At 63.1% G+C, this 26374-nt stretch carries 22 protein-coding genes; 6 read left to right on the top strand and 16 right to left on the bottom strand.

Features of this window, described 5'->3' with window-relative positions; genetic code table 11:
* Positions 1 to 34 precede the first annotated feature (34 nt).
* Positions 35 to 1582: an AmpG family muropeptide MFS transporter gene (locus C2H86_RS16700; RefSeq protein WP_159408985.1), complete on the top strand. Its 1548-nt coding sequence runs from the start codon at positions 35 to 37 to the stop codon at positions 1580 to 1582.
* A 113-nt stretch (positions 1583 to 1695) separates the two neighbouring features.
* Here C2H86_RS16700 and C2H86_RS16695 read toward each other — a convergent pair whose 3' ends face one another.
* From C2H86_RS16695 to C2H86_RS16685, 3 genes are all read right to left on the bottom strand, one after another.
* Entirely contained in the window at positions 1696 to 2940 is a 1245-nt protein-coding gene (locus C2H86_RS16695; RefSeq protein ID WP_159408984.1) for an MFS transporter, read from the bottom strand.
* A 123-nt stretch (positions 2941 to 3063) separates the two neighbouring features.
* Positions 3064 to 3906 carry a mechanosensitive ion channel family protein gene (locus C2H86_RS16690; protein WP_159408983.1) on the bottom strand — a complete coding sequence of 281 codons (843 nt, stop codon included), beginning with the start codon at positions 3904 to 3906 and terminating at the stop codon, positions 3064 to 3066.
* 114 nt (positions 3907 to 4020) lie between these two features.
* A complete protein-coding gene (locus C2H86_RS16685) occupies positions 4021 to 4506 on the bottom strand; it encodes a YajQ family cyclic di-GMP-binding protein (protein ID WP_159408982.1) in 486 nt (161 codons plus the stop codon).
* A 102-nt stretch (positions 4507 to 4608) separates the two neighbouring features.
* Here C2H86_RS16685 and C2H86_RS16680 point away from each other — a divergent pair, with 102 nt between their 5' ends.
* The 3 genes from C2H86_RS16680 to C2H86_RS16670 are packed head-to-tail and all read left to right on the top strand — an operon-like array spanning position 4609 to position 8155.
* Entirely contained in the window at positions 4609 to 5526 is a 918-nt protein-coding gene (locus tag C2H86_RS16680; RefSeq protein WP_159408981.1) for a putative 2-dehydropantoate 2-reductase, read from the top strand.
* A gap of 30 nt (positions 5527 to 5556) precedes the next feature.
* Positions 5557 to 7587, top strand: coding sequence for a sensor histidine kinase (locus C2H86_RS16675; protein WP_159408980.1), 2031 nt, complete (start codon positions 5557 to 5559; stop codon positions 7585 to 7587).
* A gap of 1 nt (position 7588) precedes the next feature.
* Entirely contained in the window at positions 7589 to 8155 is a 567-nt protein-coding gene (locus C2H86_RS16670; protein ID WP_159408979.1) for a cob(I)yrinic acid a,c-diamide adenosyltransferase, read from the top strand.
* A gap of 72 nt (positions 8156 to 8227) precedes the next feature.
* Here the strand turns inward: C2H86_RS16670 and C2H86_RS16665 are convergent, their stop codons facing one another.
* The 4 genes from C2H86_RS16665 to secA form a co-directional block, all read right to left on the bottom strand.
* The gene (locus tag C2H86_RS16665) at positions 8228 to 9172 is read right to left on the bottom strand and encodes a Nudix family hydrolase (protein ID WP_159408978.1); all 945 of its coding nucleotides are present in this window, start codon (positions 9170 to 9172) and stop codon (positions 8228 to 8230) included.
* Entirely contained in the window at positions 9169 to 9801 is a 633-nt protein-coding gene (locus C2H86_RS16660) for a glutathione S-transferase family protein (RefSeq protein ID WP_159408977.1), read from the bottom strand. Before C2H86_RS16660 ends, C2H86_RS16665 begins: the two co-directional genes overlap by 4 nt.
* A 145-nt stretch (positions 9802 to 9946) precedes the next feature.
* Positions 9947 to 11164, bottom strand: coding sequence for a bifunctional glutamate N-acetyltransferase/amino-acid acetyltransferase ArgJ (gene argJ / locus C2H86_RS16655; protein ID WP_103449237.1), 1218 nt, complete (start codon positions 11162 to 11164; stop codon positions 9947 to 9949).
* Positions 11165 to 11252: 88 nt separating this feature from the next.
* Complete coding sequence (gene secA / locus C2H86_RS16650; protein ID WP_159408976.1) at positions 11253 to 13988, bottom strand: preprotein translocase subunit SecA; 2736 nt, start codon at positions 13986 to 13988, stop codon at positions 11253 to 11255.
* A gap of 295 nt (positions 13989 to 14283) precedes the next feature.
* On the opposite strand from secA, the gene C2H86_RS16645 reads away from it, so the two are divergent.
* A complete protein-coding gene (locus C2H86_RS16645) occupies positions 14284 to 14751 on the top strand; it encodes a DUF721 domain-containing protein (RefSeq protein WP_159408975.1) in 468 nt (155 codons plus the stop codon).
* A 98-nt stretch (positions 14752 to 14849) separates the two neighbouring features.
* Positions 14850 to 15866, top strand: coding sequence for a hypothetical protein (locus tag C2H86_RS16640; RefSeq protein ID WP_159408974.1), 1017 nt, complete (start codon positions 14850 to 14852; stop codon positions 15864 to 15866).
* 56 nt (positions 15867 to 15922) lie between these two features.
* Here the strand turns inward: C2H86_RS16640 and lpxC are convergent, their stop codons facing one another.
* The 9 genes from lpxC to murD form a co-directional block, all read right to left on the bottom strand.
* A complete protein-coding gene (lpxC, locus tag C2H86_RS16635) occupies positions 15923 to 16834 on the bottom strand; it encodes a UDP-3-O-acyl-N-acetylglucosamine deacetylase (protein ID WP_152954776.1) in 912 nt (303 codons plus the stop codon).
* A 114-nt stretch (positions 16835 to 16948) separates the two neighbouring features.
* Positions 16949 to 18145, bottom strand: a complete 1197-nt coding sequence (gene ftsZ / locus C2H86_RS16630) for a cell division protein FtsZ (protein WP_003260772.1) — start codon at positions 18143 to 18145, stop codon at positions 16949 to 16951.
* Between the two features lie 55 nt (positions 18146 to 18200).
* Positions 18201 to 19463 carry a cell division protein FtsA gene (gene ftsA / locus C2H86_RS16625; protein WP_103449232.1) on the bottom strand — a complete coding sequence of 421 codons (1263 nt, stop codon included), beginning with the start codon at positions 19461 to 19463 and terminating at the stop codon, positions 18201 to 18203.
* A gap of 14 nt (positions 19464 to 19477) precedes the next feature.
* Positions 19478 to 20347 carry a cell division protein FtsQ/DivIB gene (locus C2H86_RS16620; protein ID WP_159408973.1) on the bottom strand — a complete coding sequence of 290 codons (870 nt, stop codon included), beginning with the start codon at positions 20345 to 20347 and terminating at the stop codon, positions 19478 to 19480.
* A gap of 5 nt (positions 20348 to 20352) precedes the next feature.
* Positions 20353 to 21309 carry a D-alanine--D-alanine ligase gene (locus C2H86_RS16615; RefSeq protein ID WP_159408972.1) on the bottom strand — a complete coding sequence of 319 codons (957 nt, stop codon included), beginning with the start codon at positions 21307 to 21309 and terminating at the stop codon, positions 20353 to 20355.
* The gene (murC, locus tag C2H86_RS16610) at positions 21306 to 22754 is read right to left on the bottom strand and encodes a UDP-N-acetylmuramate--L-alanine ligase (RefSeq protein ID WP_159408971.1); all 1449 of its coding nucleotides are present in this window, start codon (positions 22752 to 22754) and stop codon (positions 21306 to 21308) included. Before murC ends, C2H86_RS16615 begins: the two co-directional genes overlap by 4 nt.
* Positions 22747 to 23826: an undecaprenyldiphospho-muramoylpentapeptide beta-N-acetylglucosaminyltransferase gene (gene murG, locus C2H86_RS16605; protein ID WP_159408970.1), complete on the bottom strand. Its 1080-nt coding sequence runs from the start codon at positions 23824 to 23826 to the stop codon at positions 22747 to 22749. The genes murC and murG overlap by 8 nt, the downstream gene beginning before the upstream one ends.
* The gene (gene ftsW, locus C2H86_RS16600) at positions 23816 to 25030 is read right to left on the bottom strand and encodes a putative lipid II flippase FtsW (RefSeq protein WP_103449223.1); all 1215 of its coding nucleotides are present in this window, start codon (positions 25028 to 25030) and stop codon (positions 23816 to 23818) included. The genes murG and ftsW overlap by 11 nt, the downstream gene beginning before the upstream one ends.
* Entirely contained in the window at positions 25027 to 26373 is a 1347-nt protein-coding gene (gene murD / locus C2H86_RS16595) for a UDP-N-acetylmuramoyl-L-alanine--D-glutamate ligase (RefSeq protein WP_159408969.1), read from the bottom strand. Before murD ends, ftsW begins: the two co-directional genes overlap by 4 nt.
* Between the last annotated feature and the right edge of the window lies 1 nt (position 26374).

Raw genomic sequence — 26374 nt, 5'->3', positions numbered from 1 at the left:
TTTGTTTTCGCAAATTTGAGGCAGATGTTGGCCCATGCCCCGTAAAACCTGGCGCGCTGCGCTTGCTGCCTATGCCAGCCCGTCAACCTTGGTACTTTTGCTGCTGGGCTTCGCCGCCGGCCTGCCCTACATGCTGGTGTTCTCGACCCTGTCGGTGTGGCTGCGCGAAGCGGGCGTGGCCCGTGAAACCATTGGCTACGCCAGCCTGATAGGCCTGGCCTATGCCTTCAAATGGGTCTGGTCACCCCTGCTCGACCAGTGGCGCCTGCCGCTGCTTGGCGGCCTGGGGCGACGCCGTTCGTGGCTGTTGCTGTCGCAAGCGCTGGTGGTAATCGGCCTGGTCGGCATGAGCTTGTGCGACCCGCAACAGCACCTGTCCTGGCTGATCGCCCTGGCGGTGCTGGTGGCCTTTGCCTCGGCCACCCAGGACATCGCCGTCGATGCCTATCGCCTCGAAATTGCCGACGACCAGCGCCAGGCGGCCCTCGCCGCCAGCTACATGGCCGGTTACCGGGTCGCCGCCCTGCTGGCGACCGCGGGCGCACTGTTCTTCGCCGAATGGTTCGGTTCCACCGGCTTCAGCTACCTGCACAAGGCCTGGGCTGGCACTTACGTGCTGTTCGGCGTGATGATGCTGCCGGCGCTGTTCACCACCCTGGTGATGCGTGAGCCACCGGTACCGATGCGCACCCAGCTGTCGGCCGCGCGCTATGGCCTGATGCATCAGATGGCCTCGGTGTTCGTGCTGATCATCCTGCTGGTGTCGGTACCGGCCAGCTTCACCCAGATGTTCAACACCGGTTGGTCAAGCGTCATTTCCGGCGATGCGACGCCACTCGACCTGCTGCTCGAAGACCGCGCCTTCCTGCGCCTGATCCTCTACGTGTTGCTGACTTGGGCCTGCCTTTCCAGCCTGGGCCGTCGTGGCCTGGCCCCGGTGCTGACACCGGTGCACGACTTCATCGCTCGCTACCGCTGGCAAGCGCTGTTGCTGCTCGGCCTGATTGCCACCTATCGCATGTCGGACACGGTGATGGGCGTGATGGCCAACGTGTTCTACATCGACATGGGTTTCACCAAGGACCAGATCGCCAGCGTCAGCAAGGTCTTCGGCCTGATCATGACCCTGGTCGGTGCTGGCGTCGGCGGCTTGCTGATCGTGCGTTTCGGCATCCTGCCGATCCTGTTCATCGGCGGCGCGGCTTCAGCAGCGACCAATATCCTGTTCCTGATGCTGGCCGACATGGGGCCGAACCTGGAAATGCTGGTGGTGACCATCTCGCTGGACAACTTCAGCTCGGGCCTGGCCACCTCGGCGTTCGTCGCCTACCTGTCGAGCCTGACCAACCTGAAGTTCTCGGCCACGCAATATGCGCTGCTCAGCTCGATCATGCTGTTGCTGCCGCGCCTGATCGGCGGGTATTCAGGGGTAATGGTGGAAAAGTACGGGTATCACGACTTCTTCCTGATCACTGCGCTGTTGGGCGTTCCGACCTTGATCCTGATTGCGCTGCACTGGCGCCAGGAAGTGAGCCGGGGAAAGCAGGTACCGGTGGATAACCCGGCGGCCGAGCGGCCCTGATAGACGTCTACTGCCTGCACTGGCCTCTTCGCGGGACAAGCCCGCACCTACAGGAAAACGCGGTTACTGTAGGAGCGGGCTTGTCCCGCGAAGAGGCCAGTGCAGGCAAATGGTCATTGAGCGACAGCGCCTTCCCCTGGCCGCCCGCCTACCACGAACCAGAGCGGCCACAGCGCCAGGGCACCTGCCACGCCAGCCGCAAGGGCAAAGTGCAACAGGCTCTCCCCCGCCCCGATCATCGCAAGTACCGCGCCACCCAGCCCCAGCAAGGCAATGGTGATCATCCCCAGCATCGCCGACACCAACCCCTTGCTCTGCTCGCTGGCAAACAGTGTCATGCGGTACAGCACCGCATTGGCCACGCCCAGCCCCAATGCATACAGCGACATGCCAGCGACCACGCTGGTCACCGTCGGCCACACCCAGGTCGCCAGCACCATCAGGCACAGCCCGGCCAGGTACGGCCCCAGCGCGCCGCGCACCAGTGCCGGCAGCGGGTAACGGTCGGCGATACGGTTGATGATCAGGTTGCCCAGGATCAGCCCACCGAACACCGGCAACTGCCACAGCGCATATTCCATCGTGCTCAGCCCCTCGTCGTGAATCAGCAGCACCGGCGAAAGACCGATCCAGCCAATCAGCGGCAGGCCTACCAGGCCCAGCGCGGCACTGCCAGCGACGAACTTGCGGTTGGCCAGCAGCTGGCCGTAACCGGCGAGCAGCGGCAGCAGGTGGATCGGGGTGAACGGCAGGCGTGAGCCATCACGACGCTCCACGCCGAGGGTTTCCGGCATCAGGCGATGCAACAGCAGCCAGCACAGCACCGCACCGATGGCGAAGGCCACGAACAGCCAGCGCCAGTCCAGCCACTGCAGCATGAGGGTACCGACCAGCGGGCCGAGCAGCGGCGACAGCAAGGCGATGTTGGCGAGCAACGCCATCATGCGCACCGCGTCCGCTTCGCTGAACGATTCATTCAATGCCGGATAGCTGACCGTCACCACGAAGCCCAGGCCGATGCCCTGCAGCAGGCGCAGCAGGTTGAACAGACCGATGTCCTGCACCCAATAGGTGGCCAGGCAGGCGACGCCAAAGAAGGCACAGCCGGCCAGCAGCAGCGGGCGACGCCCATAGCGGTCGGCCAGCGGGCCGATCAGCCATTGCAGCACCACGCCACCGAGCAGGTACAGGTTGAGTGCATGGGGAATGTATTCGGGGCTGGCGTTCAGGTGCTCGACCACCACCGGCATGGCCGGCATCACGGCGTCGCTGGCCAGGTAGGTGAGCAGCTCGAACAGGGCCAGGGTCAGGCCGAACAAGAGGGCCCGAAGAGGGGTGATGTAGAGCAGTGGTTTCATGATGGCGTATCAGGTGCAAGCAGGAGGGACAGGCTATATGCCAGAAATGGCGGGGAATTGCTGTGAACAAGTGTAAGGGAGGCGGCAAAAGGCTGGGGCCGCTTTCGCGGCCCCGCTCTGGCATTACTGCGCTGCAGTCTCCTGCACCACGCGAATCACCCGCTGCGGGAACGGAATGTCGATCCCTTCGGCCTTCAACCGGTCACGGGCATGCTCGTTGAGCATGAACATCACGTCCCAGTAGTCGGAGGTCTTGGTCCACAGGCGCAGCGACACGGTGATCGAGCTGTCGCCCAGGGTCGCCACTACCGCTTGTGGAGCAGGGTCCGGCAGCACGCGCGGATCCTGCGCCAGCTCCAGCAGCACGTTGCGCGCCGTCTGCAGGTCGGCCTCGTAGTCCACACCCACATCGAACACCACCTTGCGCGTAGGCTGGCGGTTGGTGTTGGTGATGATGCCGTTGGACAGCGCACCGTTGGGCATGATCACCGTCTTGTTGTCACCGGTACGCAGCACGGTGTGGAAAATCTGGATGCTGTCGACGGTACCCGCCACACCCTGCGCTTCGATCCAGTCGCCGATGCGGAACGGGCGGAACATCAGGATCAGCACACCCCCGGCGAAGTTCGCCAGGCTGCCCTGCAAGGCCAGGCCGATTGCCAGGCCGGCGGCACCGATGGCGGCGACGAACGAGGTGGTCTCGATACCGATCATCGACGCCACACTGACGAACAGCAGCACCTTCAACACGATGTTCGACAAGGTGCTGATGAAACCTTGCAGTGCCAGGTCGGCATTACGCAGGCCAACCAGTTTGCCCAGGCGGTTGCTGACCTTGTTGACGATCCACCAGCCGACCGCGAGGGTCAGCAGTGCCAGCAGCAGGCGGCTGCCGTATTCCATGATCAAGGGGATCCAGGTCTGCGATTGGCGGACCAGCTGATCGACTTCAGCGTTCAAATCCATAGTTATCTCCTGATGCCTGACGGCACGTGCACAGTAAAGCAGGCCGCCGGCATTTCAGCGGCCAAGGACCCCATGGACATCATTGCGCCATCGGGGTTCCAGACAGCCCTGCGATCAGTCGCGGAAGTTGTTGAACTGGATCGGCATGTCGAACTCTTTGGTGCGCAGCAGGGCGATGGCTTCCTGCAGGTCGTCACGCTTCTTGCCGGTGACGCGCACCTGCTCGCCCTGGATGGCGGCCTGGACCTTGAGCTTGCCGTCCTTGATGGTGGCGACGATCTTCTTCGCCAGGTCCTTGTCGATGCCTTCGCGGAACTTGGCTTCCTGTTTCTTTTCCTTGCCCGAGGCGTACGGGTCCTTGGTTTCCAGGCACTTCACGTCGATCTTGCGCTTGACCAGCGCCAGGCGCAGGATCTCCAGCATGGCTTCGAGCTGGAACTCTTCCTCGGCGGTCAGCATGACGGTCTGCTCCTTGTCCTTGAACTCGAAGCTGCCCTTGCCCTTGAGGTCATAGCGGCGCTCGAGGTCCTTGACGGCGTTGTCGACCGCGTTCTGCACTTCGTGCTTGTCCAGTTCCGATACCACGTCGAACGAAGGCATGGGTAATCTCCATAAAATAAACGCGCGCTCAGTCTGAACATGGAGCGCGTCGGTGTTAGCGGGTTAAAATGCGGGCTCATTATAACGGGTTGCGAAACGCAGATGAGCAGCACCTGGCATATTCTCGGCGCCGGTAGCCTCGGTAGCCTCTGGGCCTGCCGCCTGGCACGCGCCGGCAAGGCGGTACGCCTGATCCTGCGTGATGCGCAGCGCCTGCAGGCCTACCAGCGGGCCGGTGGCCTGACCCTGGTCGAGCAGGATCAAACCCGCCTCTACGCCATCCCGGCAGAAACGGCCGAGTCCGGCGGGCCCATCCATCGCCTGCTGGTGGCCTGCAAGGCCTACGATGCCGCCCCCGCCATCGCCCACCTGGCGCCACGCCTGGCTGAAGGCGCGGAAATCGTGCTGTTGCAGAATGGCCTGGGCAGCCAGGACGAAGTCGCCGACCAGGCTCCCCTCGCCCGCTGCATCTTCGCCTCCAGCACCGAAGGCGCATTCCGTGAGGACGACTGGCAGGTGCGCTTCGCCGGCCATGGTTTCAACTGGCTGGGTGACCCGGCCAACCCCGCCACCCCAGAATGGTTCGATGACCTGAGCGACGCCGGCATCCCGGGCGAATGGACGGTCGACATCCTTACCCGCCTGTGGCGCAAGCTGGCGCTCAATTGCGCCATCAACCCGCTGACCGTGCTGCACGATTGCCAGAACGGCGGTTTGCTCGGGCATCTCGGCGAAGTCGAGGCACTGAGCACTGAACTGGCTGAACTGCTACGCCGTTGCGGCCAGCCCGAAGCGGCGACCGATCTGGATGAAGAAGTGCAACGGGTGATCCTGGCCACCGCAGCCAACTACTCTTCCATGTACCAGGACGTGCGCGCTGGCCGGCGTACCGAGGTGCATTACCTGCTGGGCCATGCCTGCCGGGCAGCCGAGCGCCACGGCCTGGTGCTGCCACGGCTGGAACACCTGCACCAGCGCCTGGTCGATAACCTGCGAGCGCGTGGTTTGCCCAGCGCCTGACGTCAACCCAATACGGACATTGCCTTGCCCATGAGCCTGCGCCAACGCCTGGAAAACCTCCCGGTCGGGCAGAAACTGCTGGCAGCCCTGCTGGTACTGCTGGTAACCATTCTGCTGGTCGCCAACCTGACCTTCATCAGCGCCGCCTACTGGATCACCCAGGAGAGCATGGCGCCGCAGGCATTGCAGACCATCGGCAAGCTGGTGGCCAACCCACAACTGTCGGCCCGTGCCGGCGACTCGACCGAGACAGCCACGGCCCTGCTCAAGGAGCTGGACAGCTACACCCCGCTGCGCGCCGCTGCCATCTATGGCGGCGACGGCAGCATGCTGGCCCAGCTGCAACACGGCGATCACCTGGCGCTGCCCAAGCGCTACCGCAACATCGACGGCTGGCGCCTGATGGAGTTTCGCAGCACCCAGCTGATCCGCATCCCCCGCGACGCCAGCCCACCGGCGCACCTGCTGCTGGTGGCCAGCAGCGAACTACCGACGGCGTTCTACACCGGCACGCTCAGCGCCAGCCTGGCGATCCTGGTGTTCAGCATCCTGCTGTGGATGGTCATCGCCCGGCAGATCAAGCGCCTGATCACCCAGCCGATCAATCAGCTCGAAGAACTCAGCCGCCAGGTCACTCGCGAAGAAAGCTACGCCTTGCGCGCCACCCGCGGCAACGACGACGAGATCGGTAGCCTGGCCGAAGCCTTCAACACCATGCTCTCGCGCATCGAGGCCCGCGAGCATCAGCTCAAGCGCACCCGCGACGAATTCCAGACGGCCTACGACCAGGCCCAAGGCCTGGCCGAGGAAACCCGCCACACCAACCGCAAGCTGGAGCTGGAAGTCCAGGTACGCAGCAAGATCGAGAAGAAGCTCACCGGCTTCCAGAACTACCTCAACAGCATCATCGACTCCATGCCGTCCGCGCTGATCGCCCTCGATGAGCAGCTCTACGTCACCCAATGGAACCACGAGGCCACGGTGCTCTCTGGCACGCCGCTGGACGAAGCGTTGAACCAGCCGATCTTCATCGCCTTCGAGCCGCTCAAGCCGTTCCTGCCGCAGCTCAAGGAAAGCGTGGAAAAGCACCGGGTGGCGAAGATCGAGCGGGTCACCTGGCCCAAGGGCGACGACCTGCGCCATTACGCCCTGACCTTTTACCCGCTGATGGGCGGCGGTGGCCGCGGCGTGGTCATCCGTATCGACGACATCACCCAGCGCCTGTCGCTGGAAGAGATGATGGTGCAGTCGGAGAAGATGCTTTCGGTCGGTGGCCTCGCAGCCGGCATGGCCCACGAAATCAACAACCCGCTGGGCGCGATCCTGCACAACGTGCAGAACATCCGCCGGCGCCTGTCGGCGGAGCTGCCACGCAACCAGGAGCAGGCGAGCGAACTGGGCATCGACCTGGCCAACGTCAACCGCTACCTGGAGAACCGCGAAGTGCCGCAACTGCTCGACGGCATCCAACAGGCCGGCGCCCGCGCAGCCAAGATCGTCACCCACATGCTCAGTTTCAGCCGCCGCAGCAACCGCCAACTGGCGCCTTGCGAGCTACCGGCACTGATCGACCAGGCCGTGGAGATCGCCAGCAACGACTTCGACCTGACCATCGGCTTCGACTTCAAGGGCCAGGCCATCGTCCGCCAGTTCGACCCCAACCTGGGCCCGGTGCCCTGCACCGCCAACGAACTGGAGCAGGTGCTGCTGAACCTGCTGAAGAACGCCGCCCAGGCCATCCACCAGCGGCCGCAGCCCAGCGAGCCGGGGCGCATCACCCTGCGCACAAAGCTCAATCCCCCCTGGGCCGAGATCCAGGTCGAGGACAACGGCGTGGGCATGCCCGAAACCGTGCGCAAACGCACCTTCGAGCCGTTCTTCACCACCAAGGAAATCGGCCAGGGCACTGGGCTCGGGCTATCGGTTTCGTACTTCATCATCACCAACAACCACAAGGGGCAGATGGAAGTGCAGTCCACGCCCGGCCAGGGCACCTGCTTCACCCTGCGCCTGCCCCTCGGCCAGCCGCCAGCGGCTGCGCCGACCCATACGGAGGCATGACATGGGCTATCGCCTGTCGAAAATCTACACCCGCACTGGCGACAAGGGCGAAACCGGCCTCGGCGACGGGCGGCGGGTGCCCAAGGACCACCCGCGGGTCGAAGCGATCGGCGAGGTGGACAGCCTCAACAGCCAGCTCGGGCTGCTGCTGGCCGGCCTGGATGAGCACAAGCTGGATGAGGTGAGCAACGTTCTGGCGCCATGCCAGCACCGTTTGTTCGACCTTGGCGGTGAGTTGGCGATGCCCAGCTACCAGGCCTTGAACCAGGCCGAGGTGGAGCGGCTGGAGGCGGCGATCGACGTGTGGAACGAGGAGCTGGGGCCGCTGAAGAACTTCATTCTGCCCAGTGGTTCGGCGCTGGTGGCGCAGTCCCATGTGTGCCGTAGCCTGGCGCGCAGTGCGGAGCGGCGGTGTCAGCAGTTGAATGCGCTGGAGCCGTTGGAGGGGTTTGGGTTGGCTTACATCAACCGGCTTTCGGATCTGCTGTTCGTGGCGGCGCGGATCATTGGGCGGCGGCAGGGAGTAGCTGAAGTGTTGTGGCAACCCGCAGAGAAGCCTCAGGCCTGATGTCACCAGGGGCTGCTTTGCAGCCCATTCGCGGGTTTACCCGCGAATGGGCCGCAAAGCGGCCCCGGATACTCAGGCCTCAGGCCAGAATGCGCGGATCCCGGCAACACCTTGGGCCCCGGCTTCCCAGGCCTTCTCCCGCTCACCCGGCCCAACCCCACCCAGCAGGTAAACCGGGTGGGTGAACCCGGCAATAAGCCGCTGCGCCTCATCCCAACCCAAGGGCACCGCCTCGGGGTGGGTCTGGGTCGCCTGCACCGGCGACAGGGTAACGAAGTCCACGCCCATCTGCTCGGCCAGCGCCAGCTCTTCAGCACTGTGGCACGACGCCGCCAGCCAGCGTTCCTTGGGGAAAGGGCGGCCTTTGGCGGCATACTTGCGCAGCTGCGCGGCGGTCAGGTGCCAACCGGCGGACGGGAAGTCACCCAGCCACTCCAGCGGCCCCTTGAGCATCAGCTGCGCCTTGCCAGCGCACAGCCCGACCGCATCCACCGCCACATCGCGGTACTTGGGGTCGTACATGTCCGGGGCGCGCAGCTGGATCAAGCGGATACCATTGGCCACGGCCTTCTGGATACCTTTGAGCATCTGCGGCACTTCCAGGCCATCCGGGGTGATCAGGTACTGGTCCGGCAAGCGCGCAGCAGCGACGATCGGCTTGTTGGCCTCAGGGAACTCGTATTGCCCCAGGTCCCGCGGCGCGACCCAGGCCAGTGGCTGGCCTTCGGCGCCGTGGGGCTCACCAGTGAACGCATCGACCTCACGCACATCCAGCAGCACTTGCTTGTCCGGGTAGTCGTGGCTGACCTTGATCAGCGCCCGCGAACGGGTCACTTCGATGCCCAACTCTTCACGCAACTCACGGGCCAGGGCCGCTTCGACGCCTTCGCCCTCCTCCACCTTGCCGCCCGGGAATTCCCACAGGCCGCCTTGGTGCTGAGTATCGGCGCGCCGGGCAATCAGAATGCGCCCGTCACTAGCGCGGATCACCGCGGCTACAACATGAATCCGTTTCAACCTTCACGCTCCGCCAGGCCAGCTTGCTGCCAGGCCTGGAAGGCCGGCCACTGGTAAATGGTCTCGATATAGGTGGCTGCCTCGGCGGGCACTTCCACGCGATAGGAACGCAGGCGCACCGCCACCGGGGCAAAAAAGGCATCGGCCAGGGTCGGCTTGCCGAACAGGAACGGGCCGCTGTCCTTGGCCACCAGGCGGCACTCGGACCACAGCGCGACAATGCGGTCGATGTCCACTTGCACGTCCAGCGGCATGCCATCCAGCGCCTGGTCACGGGACAGGTCGAACGGCATGGCACTACGCAAGGCGAAGAAACCGCTGTGCATCTGCGCGCAGGCCGAACGGGCCTGGGCACGGGCAGCCACATCGGCCGGCCACAGCTGGGCCTCGGGGTGGCGCTCGTTGAGGTACTCGGCAATGGCCAGGGAGTCGGCGATCACACCGTGCTCGGTCTTGAGCAGCGGCACCTTGCCGGAGGAGGAGAATTCGAGGATGCGCTTGCGGGTGTCGGGCTGGTTCAGTTTGATCAGCGTCTCTTCGTATGGAACGCCAGCCAACTCTAGGGCCAGGGCGCCACGCAGCGACCAGGAGGAATACAGCTTGTCGCCGATGATCAGGTGATAGCTCATGGTTCGGCTCCATCGGTTTGGGATTTTGGGGCTGCTGCGCAGCCCATCGCGACGCAAGGCCGCTCCCACAAGGTGCGGTGTACGCAGGCCATTGTGGGAGCGGCCTTGTGTCGCGAAAGGGCCGCAAAGCGGCCCCAGCATTACATCAGGTACGGTATTCGGCGTTGATCTTCACGTATTCGTGGGACAGGTCGGTGGTCCAGATGGTTTCGCTGCACTGGCCACGGCCCAGCTCGATACGGATGGTGATCTCTTCCTGGGCCATCACGGCCGAACCCTGCGCTTCGGTGTAGCTCGGGCTGCGGCCGCCTTTGCTGGCGATGCACACGCTGTCCAGGTACACGTCGATCAGGCTGACATCCAGCTCCGGCACGCCGGCACGGCCCACGGCAGCCAGGATACGGCCCCAGTTCGGGTCGGAGGCGAACAGCGCGGTCTTGATCAGCGGCGAGTGGGCCACGGCGTAACCGACATCCAGGCACTCCTGGTGGTTGCCACCGCCGTTGACCTGCACGGTGACGAACTTGGTGGCGCCTTCGCCGTCACGGACGATGGCCTGGGCCACTTCCATGCACACTTCGAATACGGCCTTCTTCAGCGCTTCGAACAGCGCGCCGCTGGCTTCGGTGACTTCCGGCAGGTTGGCCTTGCCGGTGGCGATCAGCATGCAGCAGTCGTTGGTCGAGGTGTCGCCGTCGATGGTGATGCGGTTGAACGACTTGTTGGCGCCGTCGAGCATCAGGTCCTTGAGCACTGCCGGGGCAACCTTGGCGTCGGTGGCGATGTAGCCGAGCATGGTGGCCATGTTCGGGCGGATCATGCCCGCACCTTTGCTGATACCGGTCACGGTGACGGTCACACCCTCGTGCTGGAACTGGCGGCTGGCACCTTTTGGCAGGGTGTCGGTGGTCATGATGCCGGTAGCGGCTTCAGCCCAGTGGTTTTCCGACAGGTTGTCCAGGGCGGCCTGCAGCGCGCCTTCGATCTTCTCGACCGGCAGTGGTTCACCGATCACACCGGTGGAAAACGGCAGCACCGACTCGGCCGGCACGCCGGTCAGTTCGGCCAGCTTGGCGCAGGTCCGCTCGGCAGCGGCCAGGCCTGGCGCGCCGGTACCGGCGTTGGCATTGCCGGTGTTGGTCAGCAGGTAGCGCACGGTGCCCTGCACGCGCTGCTTGGACAGGATCACTGGAGCGGCACAGAAAGCGTTGAGGGTGAACACGCCAGCCACGCTGGAGCCTTCGGCGCAGCGCATGACCACCACATCCTTGCGCCCGGGGCGCTTGATGCCGGCAGAAGCGATGCCGAGTTCAAAACCCGGAACCGGGTGCAGGGTGGGCAAAGGACCAAGACCAACAGCCATTAGAGCGCTCCTAGAAATACGGTGAATATGGAAAAAGGGGGCCGCAATGCGGCCCCCAGGGATGTCACGATACAACAATCAGGTCAGGTCACTCGATCTGACCATGGCAATGCTTGAATTTCTTGCCCGAACCACACCAGCACGGCTCGTTGCGGCCCAGCTTCAGGTCGTTGCGCACCGGGGCAGCGGCGACGGCCACTTCGGCGCCCTCCTCGCTCAGCTGCTCGCTTTCAAGGCCCGGCGCGGCGGCATGCTGGAACTGCATACGGCTGGCCAGCTCCTCGGCTTCGCGGCGCAGACGGGCTTCTTCTTCGGCCGGGTCTTCGCGGCGCACCTGAACGTGCGACAGCACGCGGATAGTGTCGCGCTTGATCGACTCGAGCAGTTCCTGGAACAGCGAGAACGACTCGCGCTTGTACTCCTGCTTCGGGTTCTTCTGTGCGTAACCACGCAGGTGGATACCGTGACGCAGGTGGTCCATGGTCGACAGGTGGTCTTTCCACAGGTCGTCCAGCACGCGCAGCAGAATCTGCTTCTCGAAGGTACGCAGGGCCTCGATACCGGCCTGATCTTCCTTCTCGGTGTAGGCGGTGGTGATCTCGTTCAGCAGCTTCTCGCGCAGGGTCTCCTCGTAGAGGTGATCGTCCTCGTCCAGCCACTGCTGGATCGGCAGCTTCATGGCGAAGTCGCTGGCCAGCGAAGCTTCGAGGCCGGCCACGTCCCACTGCTCCGGCAGCGACTGCGGCGGGATGTGCTGGCTGATGGTGGCGTCCAGCACTTCCTGGCGGAACTCGACGATGGTGTCGCCAATGTTATCGGCCGCCAGCAGGCTGTTGCGCATGTGGTAGATCACCTTGCGCTGTTCGTTGGCCACGTCATCGTATTCAAGCAGCTGCTTACGGATGTCGAAGTTGCGGCCTTCGACCTTGCGCTGGGCTTTTTCGATGGCGTTGGTGACCATGCGATGCTCGATGGCTTCGCCAGACTGCATGCCAAGTGCCTTCATGAAGTTCTTCACCCGGTCAGAGGCGAAGATGCGCATCAGGCTGTCTTCCAGCGACAGGTAGAAGCGGCTCGAACCCGGGTCACCCTGACGGCCGGAACGGCCACGCAGCTGGTTGTCGATACGGCGCGATTCGTGGCGCTCGGAGGCGATCACGTGCAGGCCACCGGCTTGAATCACCTGCTGGTGACGCTTCTGCCAGTCGGCCTTGATCTGGGCGATCTGCTCGGGGGTCGGGTTTTCCAGGGCAGCCACTTCGGCTTCCCAGTTACCGCCCAGCAGGATATCGGTACCACGGCCAGCCATGTTGGTGGCGATGGTCAGCGCACCCGGAGCACCGGCTTGCGCGATGATTTCGGCTTCCTTCTCGTGGTACTTGGCGTTCAGTACCTTGTGGTCGATACCTTCCTTCTTCAGCAGGTTCGACATGTGCTCCGAAGTTTCGATGGTGGCGGTACCCACCAGGATCGGGCGGCCCTGGGTCATGCTCTCTTTGATGTCGGCGATGATCGCGGCGTATTTCTCGTCGGCGGTCAGGTACACCAGGTCGTTGAAGTCTTTACGCGCCAGCGGCTTGTTCGGCGGAATGACCATCACGTTGAGGGCGTAGATCGACTGGAACTCGAACGCTTCGGTGTCGGCGGTACCGGTCATGCCGGACAGCTTGGTGTAGAGACGGAAGTAGTTCTGGAAGGTGGTCGACGCCAGGGTCTGGCTTTCGGCCTGGATGTTCAGGTTTTCTTTTGCCTCGATGGCCTGGTGCAGGCCTTCGGACAGGCGACGGCCGGGCATGGTACGGCCGGTGTGCTCGTCGATCAGCAGGACCTGGCCGTCCTGGACGATGTACTCGATGTTGCGGTGGAACAGCTTGTGCGCACGCAGGCCGGCGTAGACGTGGGTCAGCAGGCCCAGGTTATGCGCCGAGTACAGGCTCTCGCCTTCGGCCAGCAGGCCAGCCTGGGTCAGCATCTCCTCGATGAACTGGTGACCCGCTTCGTTGAGTTCGACCTGGCGGCTCTTCTCGTCGATGGTGTAGTGGCCTTCCTGGGTGACCTGGCCTTCGACTTCTTCGATGTGCTGGGTGAGGCGCGGGATCAGGCGGTTGATCTCGATGTACAGCTTGGAGCTGTCTTCGGCCTGGCCGGAAATGATCAGCGGAGTGCGCGCTTCGTCGATGAGGATCGAGTCGACTTCGTCGATCACGGCGAAGTTCAGTTCACGCTGGAACTTCTCTTCCTGGCTGAATGCCATGTTGTCGCGCAGGTAGTCGAAGCCGAATTCGTTGTTGGTGCCGTAGGTGATGTCGGCGGCGTAGGCGGCACGCTTTTCTTCAGGCGGCTGGAAAGCCGAGACGATGCCTACGGACAGGCCGAGGAATTCGTACAGCGGGCGCATCCAGTTGGCGTCACGGCGGGCCAGGTAGTCGTTCACCGTGACCACATGCACGCCTTTGCCGGACAGTGCATTGAGGTAAACGGCCAGGGTACCGACCAAGGTCTTGCCTTCACCGGTACGCATTTCTGCGATCATGCCCTCGTGCAGGGTCATGCCGCCGATCAGCTGCACGTCGAAGTGGCGCATGCCCATCACGCGCTTGCCGGCCTCACGGGCCACGGCAAAGGCTTCGGGCAACAGCTGGTCCAACGTCTCGCCTTTGGCCAGGCGCTCCTTGAACTCTGCGGTCTTGCCCCGCAGTTGCTCATCGGAGAGGGCCACCATCTTCTCTTCGAAGGCATTGACGATAGCTACCGTCTTGAGCATGCGTTTGACTTCACGCTCGTTCTTGCTTCCAAAAAGTTTTTTTAACAAAGGCGCAAACATATCGGCAGGATCTTCCACACGTAGGGATGGAGGGCGGCCCCATGAGTCGCCCGTGCAGCCCTGAGGCCGCATGCGAACGAGCATTCTACCCGGAAACGATGGTGAGGAAAGTGGTCGATTGCCACGATGCTGGCACAGCGCTTAGGCGGGGGCTTTTCTAAGATAGGGGCATTTTCCCTGAGTTCAACCCGCGGGTTGATGAAACAATAGCGAGAATGACTCCTATCCCGCGAAGTGGCCAGCCCAGGCAACGGGGATGTTAGACTGGCTACATTGTTACTTGATGCATACCGCCATGGCCTCCAAACCCTCCCCCGCCCAGCCGCCCGCTACCCTGCTGCGCCAGAACCGCCCGCTGCGCCTGTTGCTGAACCAGGCTGAGCGCCTGGAGCACCTGCAGCGCCTGCTGGAAAGCCAGCTGCAACCAGCCGCGCGCGAGCATTGCCATGTGGCCTCGTGGCGGGACGGTACATTGCTGCTGGTGGTCACCGACGGCCATTGGGCCACACGCCTGCGCTACCAGCAGAAGCGTCTGCTGGCGGCGTTACAGGCCATGGAAGCCTTCGGCAACCTCAGGCGCATCCTATACAAGGTGCAGCCGCCGCTAGTGCCCGCCAAACGCGCTGGACATGCTGCTGTGCTCTCCAATAATGCGGCTGAAAGCCTTCGTGATACCGCAGAAGGCATCAGTGACCCTAAACTCCGCGCAGCGCTTGAACGGCTGGCTGGCCATGCGCGCATTGACAGCAGCACTACAAAGTAAAATATCTCACCGTGCAGAAGGGATAAACTGATATTTTTGCCAGTAGTCAGCGTCGTATGAGAATGGTCAATTGAGCACTTCTAACCGAGGATTGCAAAATGACCACCAAGCATGCCGACTACAGTGAATGTACTAAATTTTCCGACAACCAGTGGAACGATTGGAAGCTCAGCGAACAAAAGCGCTGCTTATCGCTCAAAGAAGAAAATCTAAATACTTACGCCTCCCTTTACAGCGCCCCCAATGATCTGCCATCACACAGTAGTTGCCAAGCCACACCCCTGATTCGAAAAACCATCACAAACCTTGTTCCAGGCAATATTTACGCAATCAGCCTGCTCGCGAAACGCCCCCAAACCAACGGCATTGCAACGCAGTTATCCTGGAGTATCGATGATGTTTTTTACCATCGTTCCGACCTGAAAAAAACAGATGAATGGGAGCGTTTCATCGTCGACTTTCGGGCTACCGCTTCTGAGCACACCTTGACCCTAGGCAGCGTCGAGCCTGAAAAGGGAAAAGCACAGATCGATTTTGATGAGATCCGCTTCTATCCTTGTAAAGCTGAAATTGACTTTGAAATTGAACAGAGCCAGATCATTGAGTCAGGCCGTAGCGCTAAGCTGCGGCATTTCACCGTACACAATCAGGGCGGAGAAAAAGGCTCAGAAATTAGAGTGGCAAACACCGACAGACCAGTAGATGGAATGTCTGATAAGCAGGCGATCTTGCTGGCGAAAAGCCAAAGCACTGACAAACAGCGTGCCGTGTTTGAGCTCAATGGAGAATACAGTTACATAGAATTCGCATGGACCCAAATCCACCATAACAGCACCGCCAGCTTCCATAATAAACTCGAGGCCGCAGCTCTGTGCACCATCAGTACAGAAAATCTCGAACCCACTAGCTCCTTGAACTATTGGATCAAGTATCGGAGCAATGAAGGGGAGCTGATCAAATACATTGTACTCTCCACACAAGACCATAGTTACATTGACTTTATGACAATGAAGTCAGCATCAGTCTTAACCAGCCACGACAAAAGCTCCCCCCTAATACCGAAAAAAATCGATACGCCTGTACAGCTGACAGACGCAAGCACCGTTGAACCATAGCGATAATAAAAAAGGCCACCCGAAGGTGGCCTTAATAAACTAGAGAGTGTTCGAACTTACACAGCCGCAACAGGGCGCATGTACGAGATCGGTGCCGTGCTGGCATCTTCGAAAGTGACCACTTCCCAGGCATCGGTTTCAGCGATGAGCTTGCGCAGCAGCTGGTTGTTCAGCGCGTGGCCGGACTTGTAGCCCTTGAACTCGCCGATCAGGCTGTTGCCCAGCAGGTAAAGGTCGCCAATGGCGTCGAGGATCTTGTGCTTGACGAATTCGTCATCGGAACGAAGGCCGTCTTCGTTGAGCACACCGGTCTCATCAACCACGATGGCGTTCTCGACACTGCCGCCCAACGCAAGGTTGTGCTTGCGCAGGTACTCGATGTCACGCATGAAGCCGAAAGTACGGGCGCGGCTGACTTCCTTCACGAACGAGGTGCTGGAGAAGTCGACGACCGCACTCTGGGTCTGGCCCTTGAGGACCGGGTGATCGAAGTCGATCTCGAAGCTCACCTTGAACCCGTCGAATGGCAGGAAGGTGGCGCTCTTGTCGCCCTCCGTCACTGTCACTTCGCGCAGGATGCGGATGAACTTCTTGGCTGCGTCCTGCTCTTCCAGGCCGGCAGACTGAATCAGGAATACGAAGGGACCGGCGCTGCCATCCATGATCGGCACTTCCGAGGCGGAGAGCTCGACGTAGGCGTTATCGATGCCCAGGCCCGCCATGGCGGAGAGCAGGTGCTCGACCGTATCGACCTTGACGTCACCGTTGACCAGCGTGGTGGACATGGTGGTCTCACCGACATTGGCCGCACGCGCCGGGATCTCGACCACAGGGTCAAGGTCGGCGCGACGGAAGACGATGCCGGTGTCGACAGGCGCAGGCTTGAGGGTCAGGTAGACCTTCTCCCCGGAGTGCAGGCCGACGCCCGTGGCACGGATGGTATTCTTCAGGGTGCGTTGTCTAATCATGGCATTGGCCGCTTCAGCGCAAATAATGCGAACAGGTATCAACAAAGGCTGGGGATGATAACAGACCCGGCCTTTGCTGAACACCAATCACCCTTATACCCCTGATAAATTCCATCAATCGGCCTGACGACGCAGGAAGGCTGGGATATCGAGGTAGTCCAGGTCATCCTGAGGGTTGAGTTTAGCTGCCGCAGCGGCACCTGCGTGGGCCTGATTGCGCATCACGGTCGGGCGCTCCAGGTCACGGTAGTTGACGGCTGGCTGCTCCTGACGCACCGGCGCCGGATTGGAAGCCTCGTACACCTGCTGAGCGGTCTGCAGGGTGTTGTCGACCACCTTGACCGGTTTTTCGATGCGCGCGCCCAGACCCGTGGCAACCACGGTCACGTGCAGTTCGTCGCGCATGTCAGGGTCGATCACGGTGCCGACCTTGACCATGGCGTGGTCGGAGGCGAAGGCTTCGATGATGCTGCCCACGTCGGAGTACTCACCCAGCGACAGGTCAGGACCTGCGGTGATGTTCACCAGGATGCCGCGGGCGCCCTGCAGGTTGACGTCTTCGAGCAGCGGGTTGCGGATGGCCGCTTCGGTGGCTTCGCGAGCACGGTTCGGACCGCTGGCGCAGCCGGTACCCATCATCGCCATGCCCATTTCGCCCATGACGGTGCGCACGTCGGCAAAGTCGACGTTGATCATGCCCGGGCGCTTGATGATGTCGGAGATACCGCGAACGGCACCGGCCAGTACATCGTCGGCCTTGGCAAAGGCGGACAGCAGGCTGGCATCCTTGCCCAGGATGGTCAGCAGCTTCTCGTTGGGGATGGTGATGAGCGAGTCGACGCTCTCAGCCAGCATGCGGATGCCTTCGTCGGCGATCTGCATGCGCTTGCGGCCTTCGAACGGGAACGGACGGGTCACCACTGCAACGGTGAGAATGCCCATTTCCTTGGCCACTTCGGCGATGATCGGCGCCGCGCCGGTACCGGTACCGCCACCCATGCCGGTGGTGATGAACACCATGTTGGTGCCCTGCAGCACCTCGGCGATGCGCTCACGGTCTTCCAGCGCGGCCTGACGGCCGACTTCCGGATTGGCACCGGCACCCAGACCCTTGGTCACGCCGGTACCCAGTTGCAGGATGGTGCGTGCGCCGATGTTTTTCAGCGCCTGGGCATCGGTGTTGGCGCAGATGAACTCGACGCCTTCGATGCTGCTCTTCACCATGTGGTTGACGGCGTTGCCGCCGCCACCGCCAACACCGATCACTTTGATGACCGGACTTTGCGGGACGTTGTCTACGAGCTCGAACATTTTCCCTCTCCTTACAGTTCTCTAGTTGTTGCGCCTACCACTACTGCTTTGAAACTTAGAAGTTGCCCTGGACCCACTTCTTGAAGCGCTCAAGCACTGGGGCCTTCGGTTCATCGCCATAGCTGTTGTTGCTGCTGTTGGTGTTACCGGTCAGGACCAGGTCCTCGGACTGCTTGAGCAGGCCATAGGTGAGCAAGCCCACACCGGTGGAATAGATCGGGTTGCGCACCACGTCGCTCAGCCCCCGAACGCTGTGCGGTACGCCCAGGCGTACCGGCATGTGGAAGATTTCCTCGGCCAGTTCCACGGCACCTTCCATCTTCGCGGTACCGCCGGTGAGGACGATGCCGGCTGGCACCAGGTCCTCGTAGCCGCTGCGGCGCAGCTCGGCCTGGATCAGGGTGAAGAGCTCGTCGTAACGTGGCTCCACCACCTCGGCCAGGGCCTGGCGCGACAGTTCGCGCGGTGGGCGGTCGCCCACGCTCGGCACCTTGATGGTCTCGCCGGCGCCGGCCAGCTTGGCCAGGGCGCAGGCGTAGCGGATCTTGATTTCTTCGGCGTACTGGGTCGGTGTACGCAGGGCCATGGCGATGTCGTTGGTCACCTGGTCGCCGGCAATCGGGATGACCGCGGTGTGACGGATCGCGCCCTCGGTGAAGATGGCGATGTCGGTGGTACCACCACCGATGTCCACCAGGCACACGCCCAGCTCTTTCTCGTCATCGGTCAGCACCGAGTAGGCCGAGGCCAGCTGCTCGAGGATGATGTCGTCGATTTCCAGGCCGCAGCGGCGCACGCACTTCTCGATGTTCTGCGCTGCGTTGACCGCGCAGGTGACCACGTGAACCTTGGCTTCCAGCCGCACGCCGGACATGCCCAGCGGCTCGCGCACGCCTTCCTGGTTGTCGATCACGTAGTCCTGCGGCAGGGTGTGCAGCACGCGCTGGTCAGCCGGGATGGCCACAGCCTGGGCGGCGTCGAGCACGCGCTCGAGGTCGGCAACACTGACCTCGCGGTCGCGGATGGCGACGATGCCGTGGGAGTTCAGGCTGCGGATGTGGTTGCCGGCCACGCCGACGAACGCCGAGTGGATACGGCAGCCGGCCATCAGCTGGGCTTCTTCCACTGCACGCTGGATCGACTGCACGGTCGATTCGATGTTCACCACCACGCCTTTCTTCAGGCCGCGGGATGGATGGGTGCCGATACCCACGATCTCGAGGGTGCCGTCTTCGCCCACTTCACCCACCAGCGCCACCACCTTGGAGGTGCCGATGTCCAGCCCGACGATCATTTTGCCGCTATGCGCGTTTGCCATGGTCCTGCCTCTCTCTAATTCTTCGCAACGGCGGGTTGGGCCGTCGTCGGTGCGTTCGGTTCCCGCCAACCAACGGCAAGTCCGTTGGAATAACGCAGATCAATGCGGGCGATAGTGGTGATCTGCTCTTTGAGTGTCTTGTCGTAAATGGCAATGAAACGGCGCATCTTCTCCACCAGGTGGTCGCGCCCCAACAGCAGCTCGATGCCCGGCCCGGCACTGCTCGCACCGGTGGTCAGGAACCAGCTGCCCCGCTCGCGCAGCTCCAGGCGAGCGATGGAAAAGCCCAGGGGGCGCAGCATCTGGCTCAATACCTGATATTGCTGCATGACTTGTTGCTGAGCGCGCTGCGGCCCGGCCAGCTGCGGCAGGTGCTCATAGTTGGCCAGTTCGCGCGGGGTGAAGGCCTGGCCCTGGTTGTTGAGCAGGGCCTCGTCACCCCAGCGCGCCACCGGCAGCTGTTCTTCCAGGCGAATCACCACTTCGTCCGGCCACACCCGGCGTACTTCGGCGTGGGCGATCCACGGCATCTGCTCGAGCTCGGCGCGCATCGCGGTGAGGTCGACGCTGAAGAAGCTCGCCGCCACATATGGCGCAATGCGCTGCTGCACCGACTGCTGGCTGATGTAGCTGAGGTCGCCCTGCACGTCGATCTTGGTGATCGGCCGGTCGGCATACGGCATCAGGCGGATGGCGCCCTCATAGGCGCCGAAGCCTGCAGCCACCAGCACGATCGGCCACAGCAGGCGCTTGAGGCCGCCCAGGCTGGGCCGCGGCAGGCGCGCCGATACGGGCTCGTCGGCCACCAGTCGGCTGGCACCGCGCGGCACCGGCTTGCTGCGGCCGGTAACGGGTTGCTGCTGACGTATCATTGCGCCTTGCATGATGGTTAACCTCGCGTCGCCACGCTTTCAGCCAGGATCGCCAGCACCAGTTGCTGGAAGTCCAGGCCGGCCGCGCGGGCCGCCATGGGCACCAGGCTATGGTCGGTCATGCCGGGTGCGGTGTTGACTTCGAGCAGCCAGAACCGGCCCTGCTCGTCCTGCATCACGTCCAGCCGGCCCCAGCCTTCGATGCCGATGGCATCGCAGGCGCGCGCGGTCAGGTCGATCAGTTCCTGCTCCTTGGCACTGTCCAGGCCGCACGGGATGCGGTACTGGGTGTCATTGGCGATGTATTTGGCGTCGTAGTCGTAGAACACGTGCGGAGTGCCCAGGGCGATCGGCGGCAGCACCTGGCCACGCAGAACGGCGATGGTGAACTCCGGGCCGTGAATCCATTGCTCGACCAGGACTTGCGAATCGTAGTGGGCGGCGTCTTGCCAGGCAGCGATCAGTTCCTGCTCGCTGTTCACCTTGGCCATGCCGATGCTAGAGCCTTCATGGGCAGGTTTGACGATAAGCGGGAAGCCCAGTTCCGTACTGGCTGCAACACAATCTTGCTCGCTTGCCAGCACCGCGTGGCGCGGGGTCGGAATGCCCAGGCTCTGCCACACCTGCTTGGTGCGCAGTTTGTCCATCGCCAGCGCCGAGGCGAGGATACCGCTGCCGGTGTAAGGGATGCCCAGGCACTCGAGCAGGCCTTGCATGCTGCCGTCTTCACCGCCACGGCCGTGGAGGATGATGAAGGCGCGGTCGATCTTCTCGTTCTGCAGGCGCGCCAGCAGGTCGTCACCGACATCGATGGCGACCACGTCGACACCGGCGCTGGTCAGCGCGTCGATCACCGCAGCGCCGGACTTCAGCGACACTTCACGCTCGGCGCTCTTGCCGCCGTACAGCACGGCCACGCGGCCGAAGTCTTTCACGTCCAGGGTCGAGTGCAGTTGTTCGTAGGCGCTGGTCATTTCGACTTCTCCTGCTTGGCGCCAGCGAACAGCGGGCTTTTCATCAGTTGCGGGGCCAGGCCGCCGACGTCACCGGCACCCTGGCAGATCAGGATGTCGCCAGCGCGCAGCAACGGCTTGACCAGCGGCGCCAGCTCGGCGCCACGTTCGATGTAGATCGGGTCCAGCTTGCCGCGCTGGCGGATGCTGTGGCACAGCTGGCGGCTGTCTGCACCGGGGATCGGCTCTTCGCCGGCCGGGTAGACCTCCATCAACAGCAGCACGTTGGCATCGCCCAGCACCTGGACAAAATCGTCGTACAGGTCGCGGGTACGGCTGTAGCGGTGCGGCTGGTAGACGATCACCAGGCGGCGGCTTGGCCAGCCACCGCGCACGGCCTTGATCACTGCAGCCACCTCGGTCGGGTGGTGACCATAGTCATCGACCAGCATCACGCTGCCGCCGTCGACCGGCAGTTCGCCGTAGACCTGGAAGCGTCGGCCAACACCCTGGAAGCCGGACAGGCCCTGGACGATGGCTTCATCGCTGATGCCTTCGTCGGTGGCGATGGCGATGGTGGCCAAGGCGTTGAGCACGTTGTGATTGCCAGGCATGTTCACCGACACCTCGAGCGGCTCGCAGTCGCGGCGCAACACGGTGAAGTGGGTCTGCATGCCCTGCTGGCGCACGTTGATGGCGCGGATGTCGGCCTCTTCGCTGAAACCGTAGGTGACGGTCGGGCGCTTGACCTGCGGCAGGATCTCGCGCACAACCGGGTCGTCCAGGCACATCACGGCCAGGCCATAGAACGGCAGGTTGTGCAGGAACTCGACGAAGGTCTTCTTCAGCTTGTTGAAGTCACCTTCGTAGGTTGCCATGTGGTCGGCGTCGATGTTGGTGACCACGGCAACCATCGGCTGCAGGTGCAGGAAGCTGGCATCGCTTTCGTCGGCTTCGGCAATCAGGTAGCGGCTGGTGCCCAGCTGCGCGTTGGTACCGGCAGCGGTCAGGCGACCACCGATGACGAAGGTCGGGTCCAGGCCGCCGGCGGCGAATACCGAAGCCAGCAGGCTGGTGGTGGTGGTCTTGCCGTGGGTACCGGCAACCGCCACGCCATGGCGATAGCGCATCAGCTCGGCGAGCATTTCGGCACGCGGCACCACCGGAATACGACGTTCCAGGGCGGTGGCGACTTCCGGGTTGGCCGGGTTGATGGCGCTGGATACCACCAGCACATCGGCATTGGCGGCGTTCTCGGCGCGGTGGCCGACGAAGATCTCGGCGCCGAACGACTTCAGGCGTTCGGTAACCGGCGACGCCTTGAGGTCGGAACCGGATACCTGGTAACCCAGGTTCAGCAGCACTTCAGCGATACCGCACATGCCCACGCCGCCGATACCGACGAAGTGGATGCGGTTGATGCGGCCCATCTTCGGATGGGGCATGGCTTTCTGGCTTTCAACCATGGGCCACCTCCAGGCAGATATCGACCACGGTGCTGGTTGCAGCAGGTTTGGCCAGGCGCCGTGCGGTGCCAGCCATGGTGTTGAGTTTCTCGGGTTGCATCAGCACCTCGTTCAGGCGTTCAGCAAGTTGCGCTGCGCCAGTTGTCGCTTGTGGCATGAGGAAGGCAGCGCCTTCCTGGGCCAGATATTGGGCGTTGTAGGTCTGGTGATCGTCGATCGCGTGGGGCAAGGGCACCAGCATCGAAGGCAGGCCCGCCGCCGCGAGTTCGCTGACGGTCAGGGCGCCGGCCCGGCACACCACGATATCGGCCCAGCCATAGGCGTGGGCCATGTCCTTGATGAACGGCTCGACCTGGGCCTCGACACCCGCCTCGCGGTAACGCTCGGCAGTGGCTGGCGCATGGTGCTTGCCGGCCTGGTGGAACACCTCTGGGCGCAGGTTCGCCGGCACTTCGGACAGGGCCTTAGGCAACAATTTGTTCAATGGTTCCGCACCCAGGCTTCCGCCCATTACCAACAGGCGCGCGCGGCGCTCGGCCAGGGGCGCTCGCCGGGCATCCATGAACAGCTCCGGACGCACCGGGTTGCCGGTGGTACGCAGTTTGTCGCTGGCGTCGAAGGTCGCCGGGAAGGCTTCGCACACACGCGCAGCCAGCGGCAGCAGCAGGCGGTTGGTGGTGCCGGCACGGGCGTTCTGCTCGTGGATCACCAGCGGTACACCGCACAACCGTGCAGCAACGCCGCCCGGGCCAGTCACATAGCCGCCAAAGCCGACTACGCACACTGGCTTGAGCTCGCGCACGATACGACGTGCCTGGAGTACCGCCTTGATCAGGGTGAACGGCGCCTTGAGCAGCGAAAGCTTGCCCTTGCCACGCAGGCCGCTGACCTGGATCAGGTGCAGAGGCAGGCCGGCTTGCGGCACCAGTTCGTTCTCGATGCCACGCGGGGTGCCCAGCCAATGCACGGTATAGCCGCGGGCCTGGAATTCACGGGCGCAGGCCAGGGCCGGGAACACGTGACCCCCTGTGCCGCCGGCCATGATCAGTACGTTCTTGCCGTCAGCGGCCATGACTGGTCTCCTCGGCAAAATCGCTCTCTTTGAATTCGTGCTCCTCGCTGCCCAGGTGCGTGCGACTCTCCCACTCGATGCGCAACAGCAAACCCACGCAGGCACAGCAGATCACCAGCGATGAGCCGCCGTAACTGAGGAACGGCAAGGTCAGGCCCTTGGTCGGCAGCAGGCCGACGTTCACGCCGATATTGATCAGGAACTGGCCGATCCACAGGAACGCCAGGCCGAACGCCATGTAGGCGGCGAAGAACTGCTTGGCCTTCTCTGCCCACAGGCCGATGTACAGCGCGCGAATGGTGACGAAGACGAACAGCGCGATGGTCACCAGCGAGCCGACCACGCCAAGCTCTTCGGCCAGTACCGAGAAGACGAAGTCGGTGTGCGCTTCAGGCAGGTAGAACTGCTTCTGCACGCTGTTGCCCAGGCCCACGCCCAGCCACTCGCCGCGACCGAAGGCGATCAGCGCCTGGGTCAGCTGGTAGCCGGAGCCGAACTGGTCGGACCAGGGGTCGGTGAAGGTGATCAGACGCGCCATCCGGTACGGCTGCGCCTGGACCAGGATGAACACCGCAGCCACCGCCAGCACCACCATCAGGCTGAAGCGGAACAGCCCCACCCCGCCGAGGAACAGCATAGCGGCGGCGGCCCCCATCATCACCACGGTGGCGCCGAAGTCCGGCTCCATCAGCAGCAGCGCCGCCATTGGCAGCAGCACGATGAACGGCTTGAAGAAGCCCATCCAGGTCTCGCGCACCTCGGTCTGCCGGCGCACCAGGTAGCCAGCCAGGTAGATGACGACGAAGACCTTGGCGATCTCCGAGGGCTGCACGTTGAAGAAGCTGAAGCCGATCCAGCGCATCGATCCGTTCACTTCACGGCCGATCCCCGGCACCAGCACCAGCACCAGCAGGCCGAAGGCACCGATCAGCATCATGAAACCCATGCGCTGCCAGGTGGCGATTGGCACCATCATGGTCGCGCCACAGGCAACCAGGCCGAGGAACACGTACACCAGGTGGCGGTACATGTGGTACAGCGGGTTGCCGGACTGCACGGCGGCAACTTCCGACGACGCCGAAGTGATCATCACCAGGCCCAGGCCCAGCAGCGCCAGGCAGCCGGCCAGCATGGCGAAGTCGAGGTCGACGCCACGGCCGCTGATCAGCGGCGACGGATAGGGCTTGAGGATGCCGAAGATCATGCCAGCCCTCCCGCCGCCTGGGCGAACAGGCGCCCGCGTTCTTCGAAGTTCTTGAACATGTCGAGACTGGCGCAGGCCGGCGACAGCAGCACAGCGTCGCCTGGCTGGGCCAGCTCGGCACACTGCTGCACGGCCTCTTCCAGGCTCTTGACCCGCACCAGCGGCGCGGCATCACCCAGGGCATCGGCCAGGCGCTCGGCATCACGGCCAAGCAGCACCACAGCGCGGCAGAAGCGCTTGACTGGCTCGCGCAGGGCAGCAAAGTCGGCACCCTTGCCGTCGCCACCAGCAATCAGCACCAGTTTGCCGTCTATGTCTGCACCCAGGCCTTCGATCGCTGCCAGAGCAGCACCGACGTTGGTGGCCTTGGAATCGTCGTACCAGTTGACGGCGTTGCGCTCACGGATCCACTGGCAACGGTGAGCCAGGCCCTTGAACTCGCGCAGTGCTTCGAGCATTGGCGCGAACGGCAGGCCGGCAGCGTGACCGAGGGCCAGGGCCGCCAGGGCGTTGCTCTGGTTGTGGGCACCGCGAATCTTCAGCTCACGCACCGGCATCAGCGTCTGGAATTCGTATGCCAGGTATTTCTCGCCATCGACTTCACGCAGGCCGAAGGCCTTGAAGTCCGGCTGGTTGAGGCCGAAGGTGAAGCATGGGCGGCCTTCCACCGGCAGCGGCCGACTCAGGGCATCCTGACGGTTGACCACGACCTGACGGGCACCCCGGAAGATCCGGTGCTTGGCCAGGTGGTAGGCCGGCAGGCCGCTGTAGCGGTCCATGTGGTCTTCGCTGATGTTCAGCACGGTGGCCACTTCGGCATTGAGCTGGTCGGTGGTTTCCAGCTGGAAGCTCGAAAGCTCCAGCACGTACAGCTCGACATCGTCGCTCAGCAGGTCCAGCGCCGGGGTGCCCAGGTTGCCACCCACGGCCACGCGCTTGCCAGCCTTGGCGGCCATCTCGCCGACCAGAGTGGTAACAGTGCTTTTCGCGTTGGAGCCACTGATTGCCACGATCGGCGCCTTGGCATGGCGGGCGAACAGTTCGATGTCACCGGACAGCTGCACGCCACGTGCCGCAGCCTGCTGCAGGGCCGGGGTGGCCAGCGCCAGGCCCGGGCTCACGTACAGCTCGTTGGCGCGGCACAGGAAGTCCACGTCCAGTTCACCACAGCGCACTTCCACCTGCGGGTAATCACGGCGCAGGGTTTCCAGTTCCGGCGGTTGCTCACGGGTGTCGGCGACCGCAAAGGCAATGCCCCGGTTCGCCAGGAAGCGAACCAGGGACATGCCGCTCTTGCCGAGGCCGACAACGATGCGGAATTGGTCGGAAGCGATCAATGACACG

This window comes from Pseudomonas putida, assembly GCF_009883635.2.
Classification (GTDB): domain Bacteria; phylum Pseudomonadota; class Gammaproteobacteria; order Pseudomonadales; family Pseudomonadaceae; genus Aquipseudomonas; species Aquipseudomonas putida_W.
This window is presented reverse-complemented; position numbering and strand designations above follow the sequence as displayed.

Bases quoted from the DNA above. Each gene is read 5' to 3' on its own strand.
- C2H86_RS16700 (WP_159408985.1), top strand. From the start codon at position 35: ATGCCCCGTAAAACCTGGCGCGCTGCGCTTGCTGCCTATGCCAGCCCG.
- C2H86_RS16695 (WP_159408984.1), bottom strand. From the start codon at position 2,940: ATGAAACCACTGCTCTACATCACCCCTCTTCGGGCCCTCTTGTTCGGC.
- C2H86_RS16690 (WP_159408983.1), bottom strand. From the start codon at position 3,906: ATGGATTTGAACGCTGAAGTCGATCAGCTGGTCCGCCAATCGCAGACC.
- C2H86_RS16685 (WP_159408982.1), bottom strand. From the start codon at position 4,506: ATGCCTTCGTTCGACGTGGTATCGGAACTGGACAAGCACGAAGTGCAG.
- C2H86_RS16680 (WP_159408981.1), top strand. From the start codon at position 4,609: ATGAGCAGCACCTGGCATATTCTCGGCGCCGGTAGCCTCGGTAGCCTC.
- C2H86_RS16675 (WP_159408980.1), top strand. From the start codon at position 5,557: ATGAGCCTGCGCCAACGCCTGGAAAACCTCCCGGTCGGGCAGAAACTG.
- C2H86_RS16670 (WP_159408979.1), top strand. From the start codon at position 7,589: ATGGGCTATCGCCTGTCGAAAATCTACACCCGCACTGGCGACAAGGGC.
- C2H86_RS16660 (WP_159408977.1), bottom strand. From the start codon at position 9,801: ATGAGCTATCACCTGATCATCGGCGACAAGCTGTATTCCTCCTGGTCG.
- argJ (WP_103449237.1), bottom strand. From the start codon at position 11,164: ATGGCTGTTGGTCTTGGTCCTTTGCCCACCCTGCACCCGGTTCCGGGT.
- secA (WP_159408976.1), bottom strand. From the start codon at position 13,988: ATGTTTGCGCCTTTGTTAAAAAAACTTTTTGGAAGCAAGAACGAGCGT.
- C2H86_RS16645 (WP_159408975.1), top strand. From the start codon at position 14,284: ATGGCCTCCAAACCCTCCCCCGCCCAGCCGCCCGCTACCCTGCTGCGC.
- C2H86_RS16640 (WP_159408974.1), top strand. From the start codon at position 14,850: ATGACCACCAAGCATGCCGACTACAGTGAATGTACTAAATTTTCCGAC.
- lpxC (WP_152954776.1), bottom strand. From the start codon at position 16,834: ATGATTAGACAACGCACCCTGAAGAATACCATCCGTGCCACGGGCGTC.
- ftsZ (WP_003260772.1), bottom strand. From the start codon at position 18,145: ATGTTCGAGCTCGTAGACAACGTCCCGCAAAGTCCGGTCATCAAAGTG.
- ftsA (WP_103449232.1), bottom strand. From the start codon at position 19,463: ATGGCAAACGCGCATAGCGGCAAAATGATCGTCGGGCTGGACATCGGC.
- C2H86_RS16620 (WP_159408973.1), bottom strand. From the start codon at position 20,347: ATGCAAGGCGCAATGATACGTCAGCAGCAACCCGTTACCGGCCGCAGC.
- C2H86_RS16615 (WP_159408972.1), bottom strand. From the start codon at position 21,309: ATGACCAGCGCCTACGAACAACTGCACTCGACCCTGGACGTGAAAGAC.
- murC (WP_159408971.1), bottom strand. From the start codon at position 22,754: ATGGTTGAAAGCCAGAAAGCCATGCCCCATCCGAAGATGGGCCGCATC.
- murG (WP_159408970.1), bottom strand. From the start codon at position 23,826: ATGGCCGCTGACGGCAAGAACGTACTGATCATGGCCGGCGGCACAGGG.
- ftsW (WP_103449223.1), bottom strand. From the start codon at position 25,030: ATGATCTTCGGCATCCTCAAGCCCTATCCGTCGCCGCTGATCAGCGGC.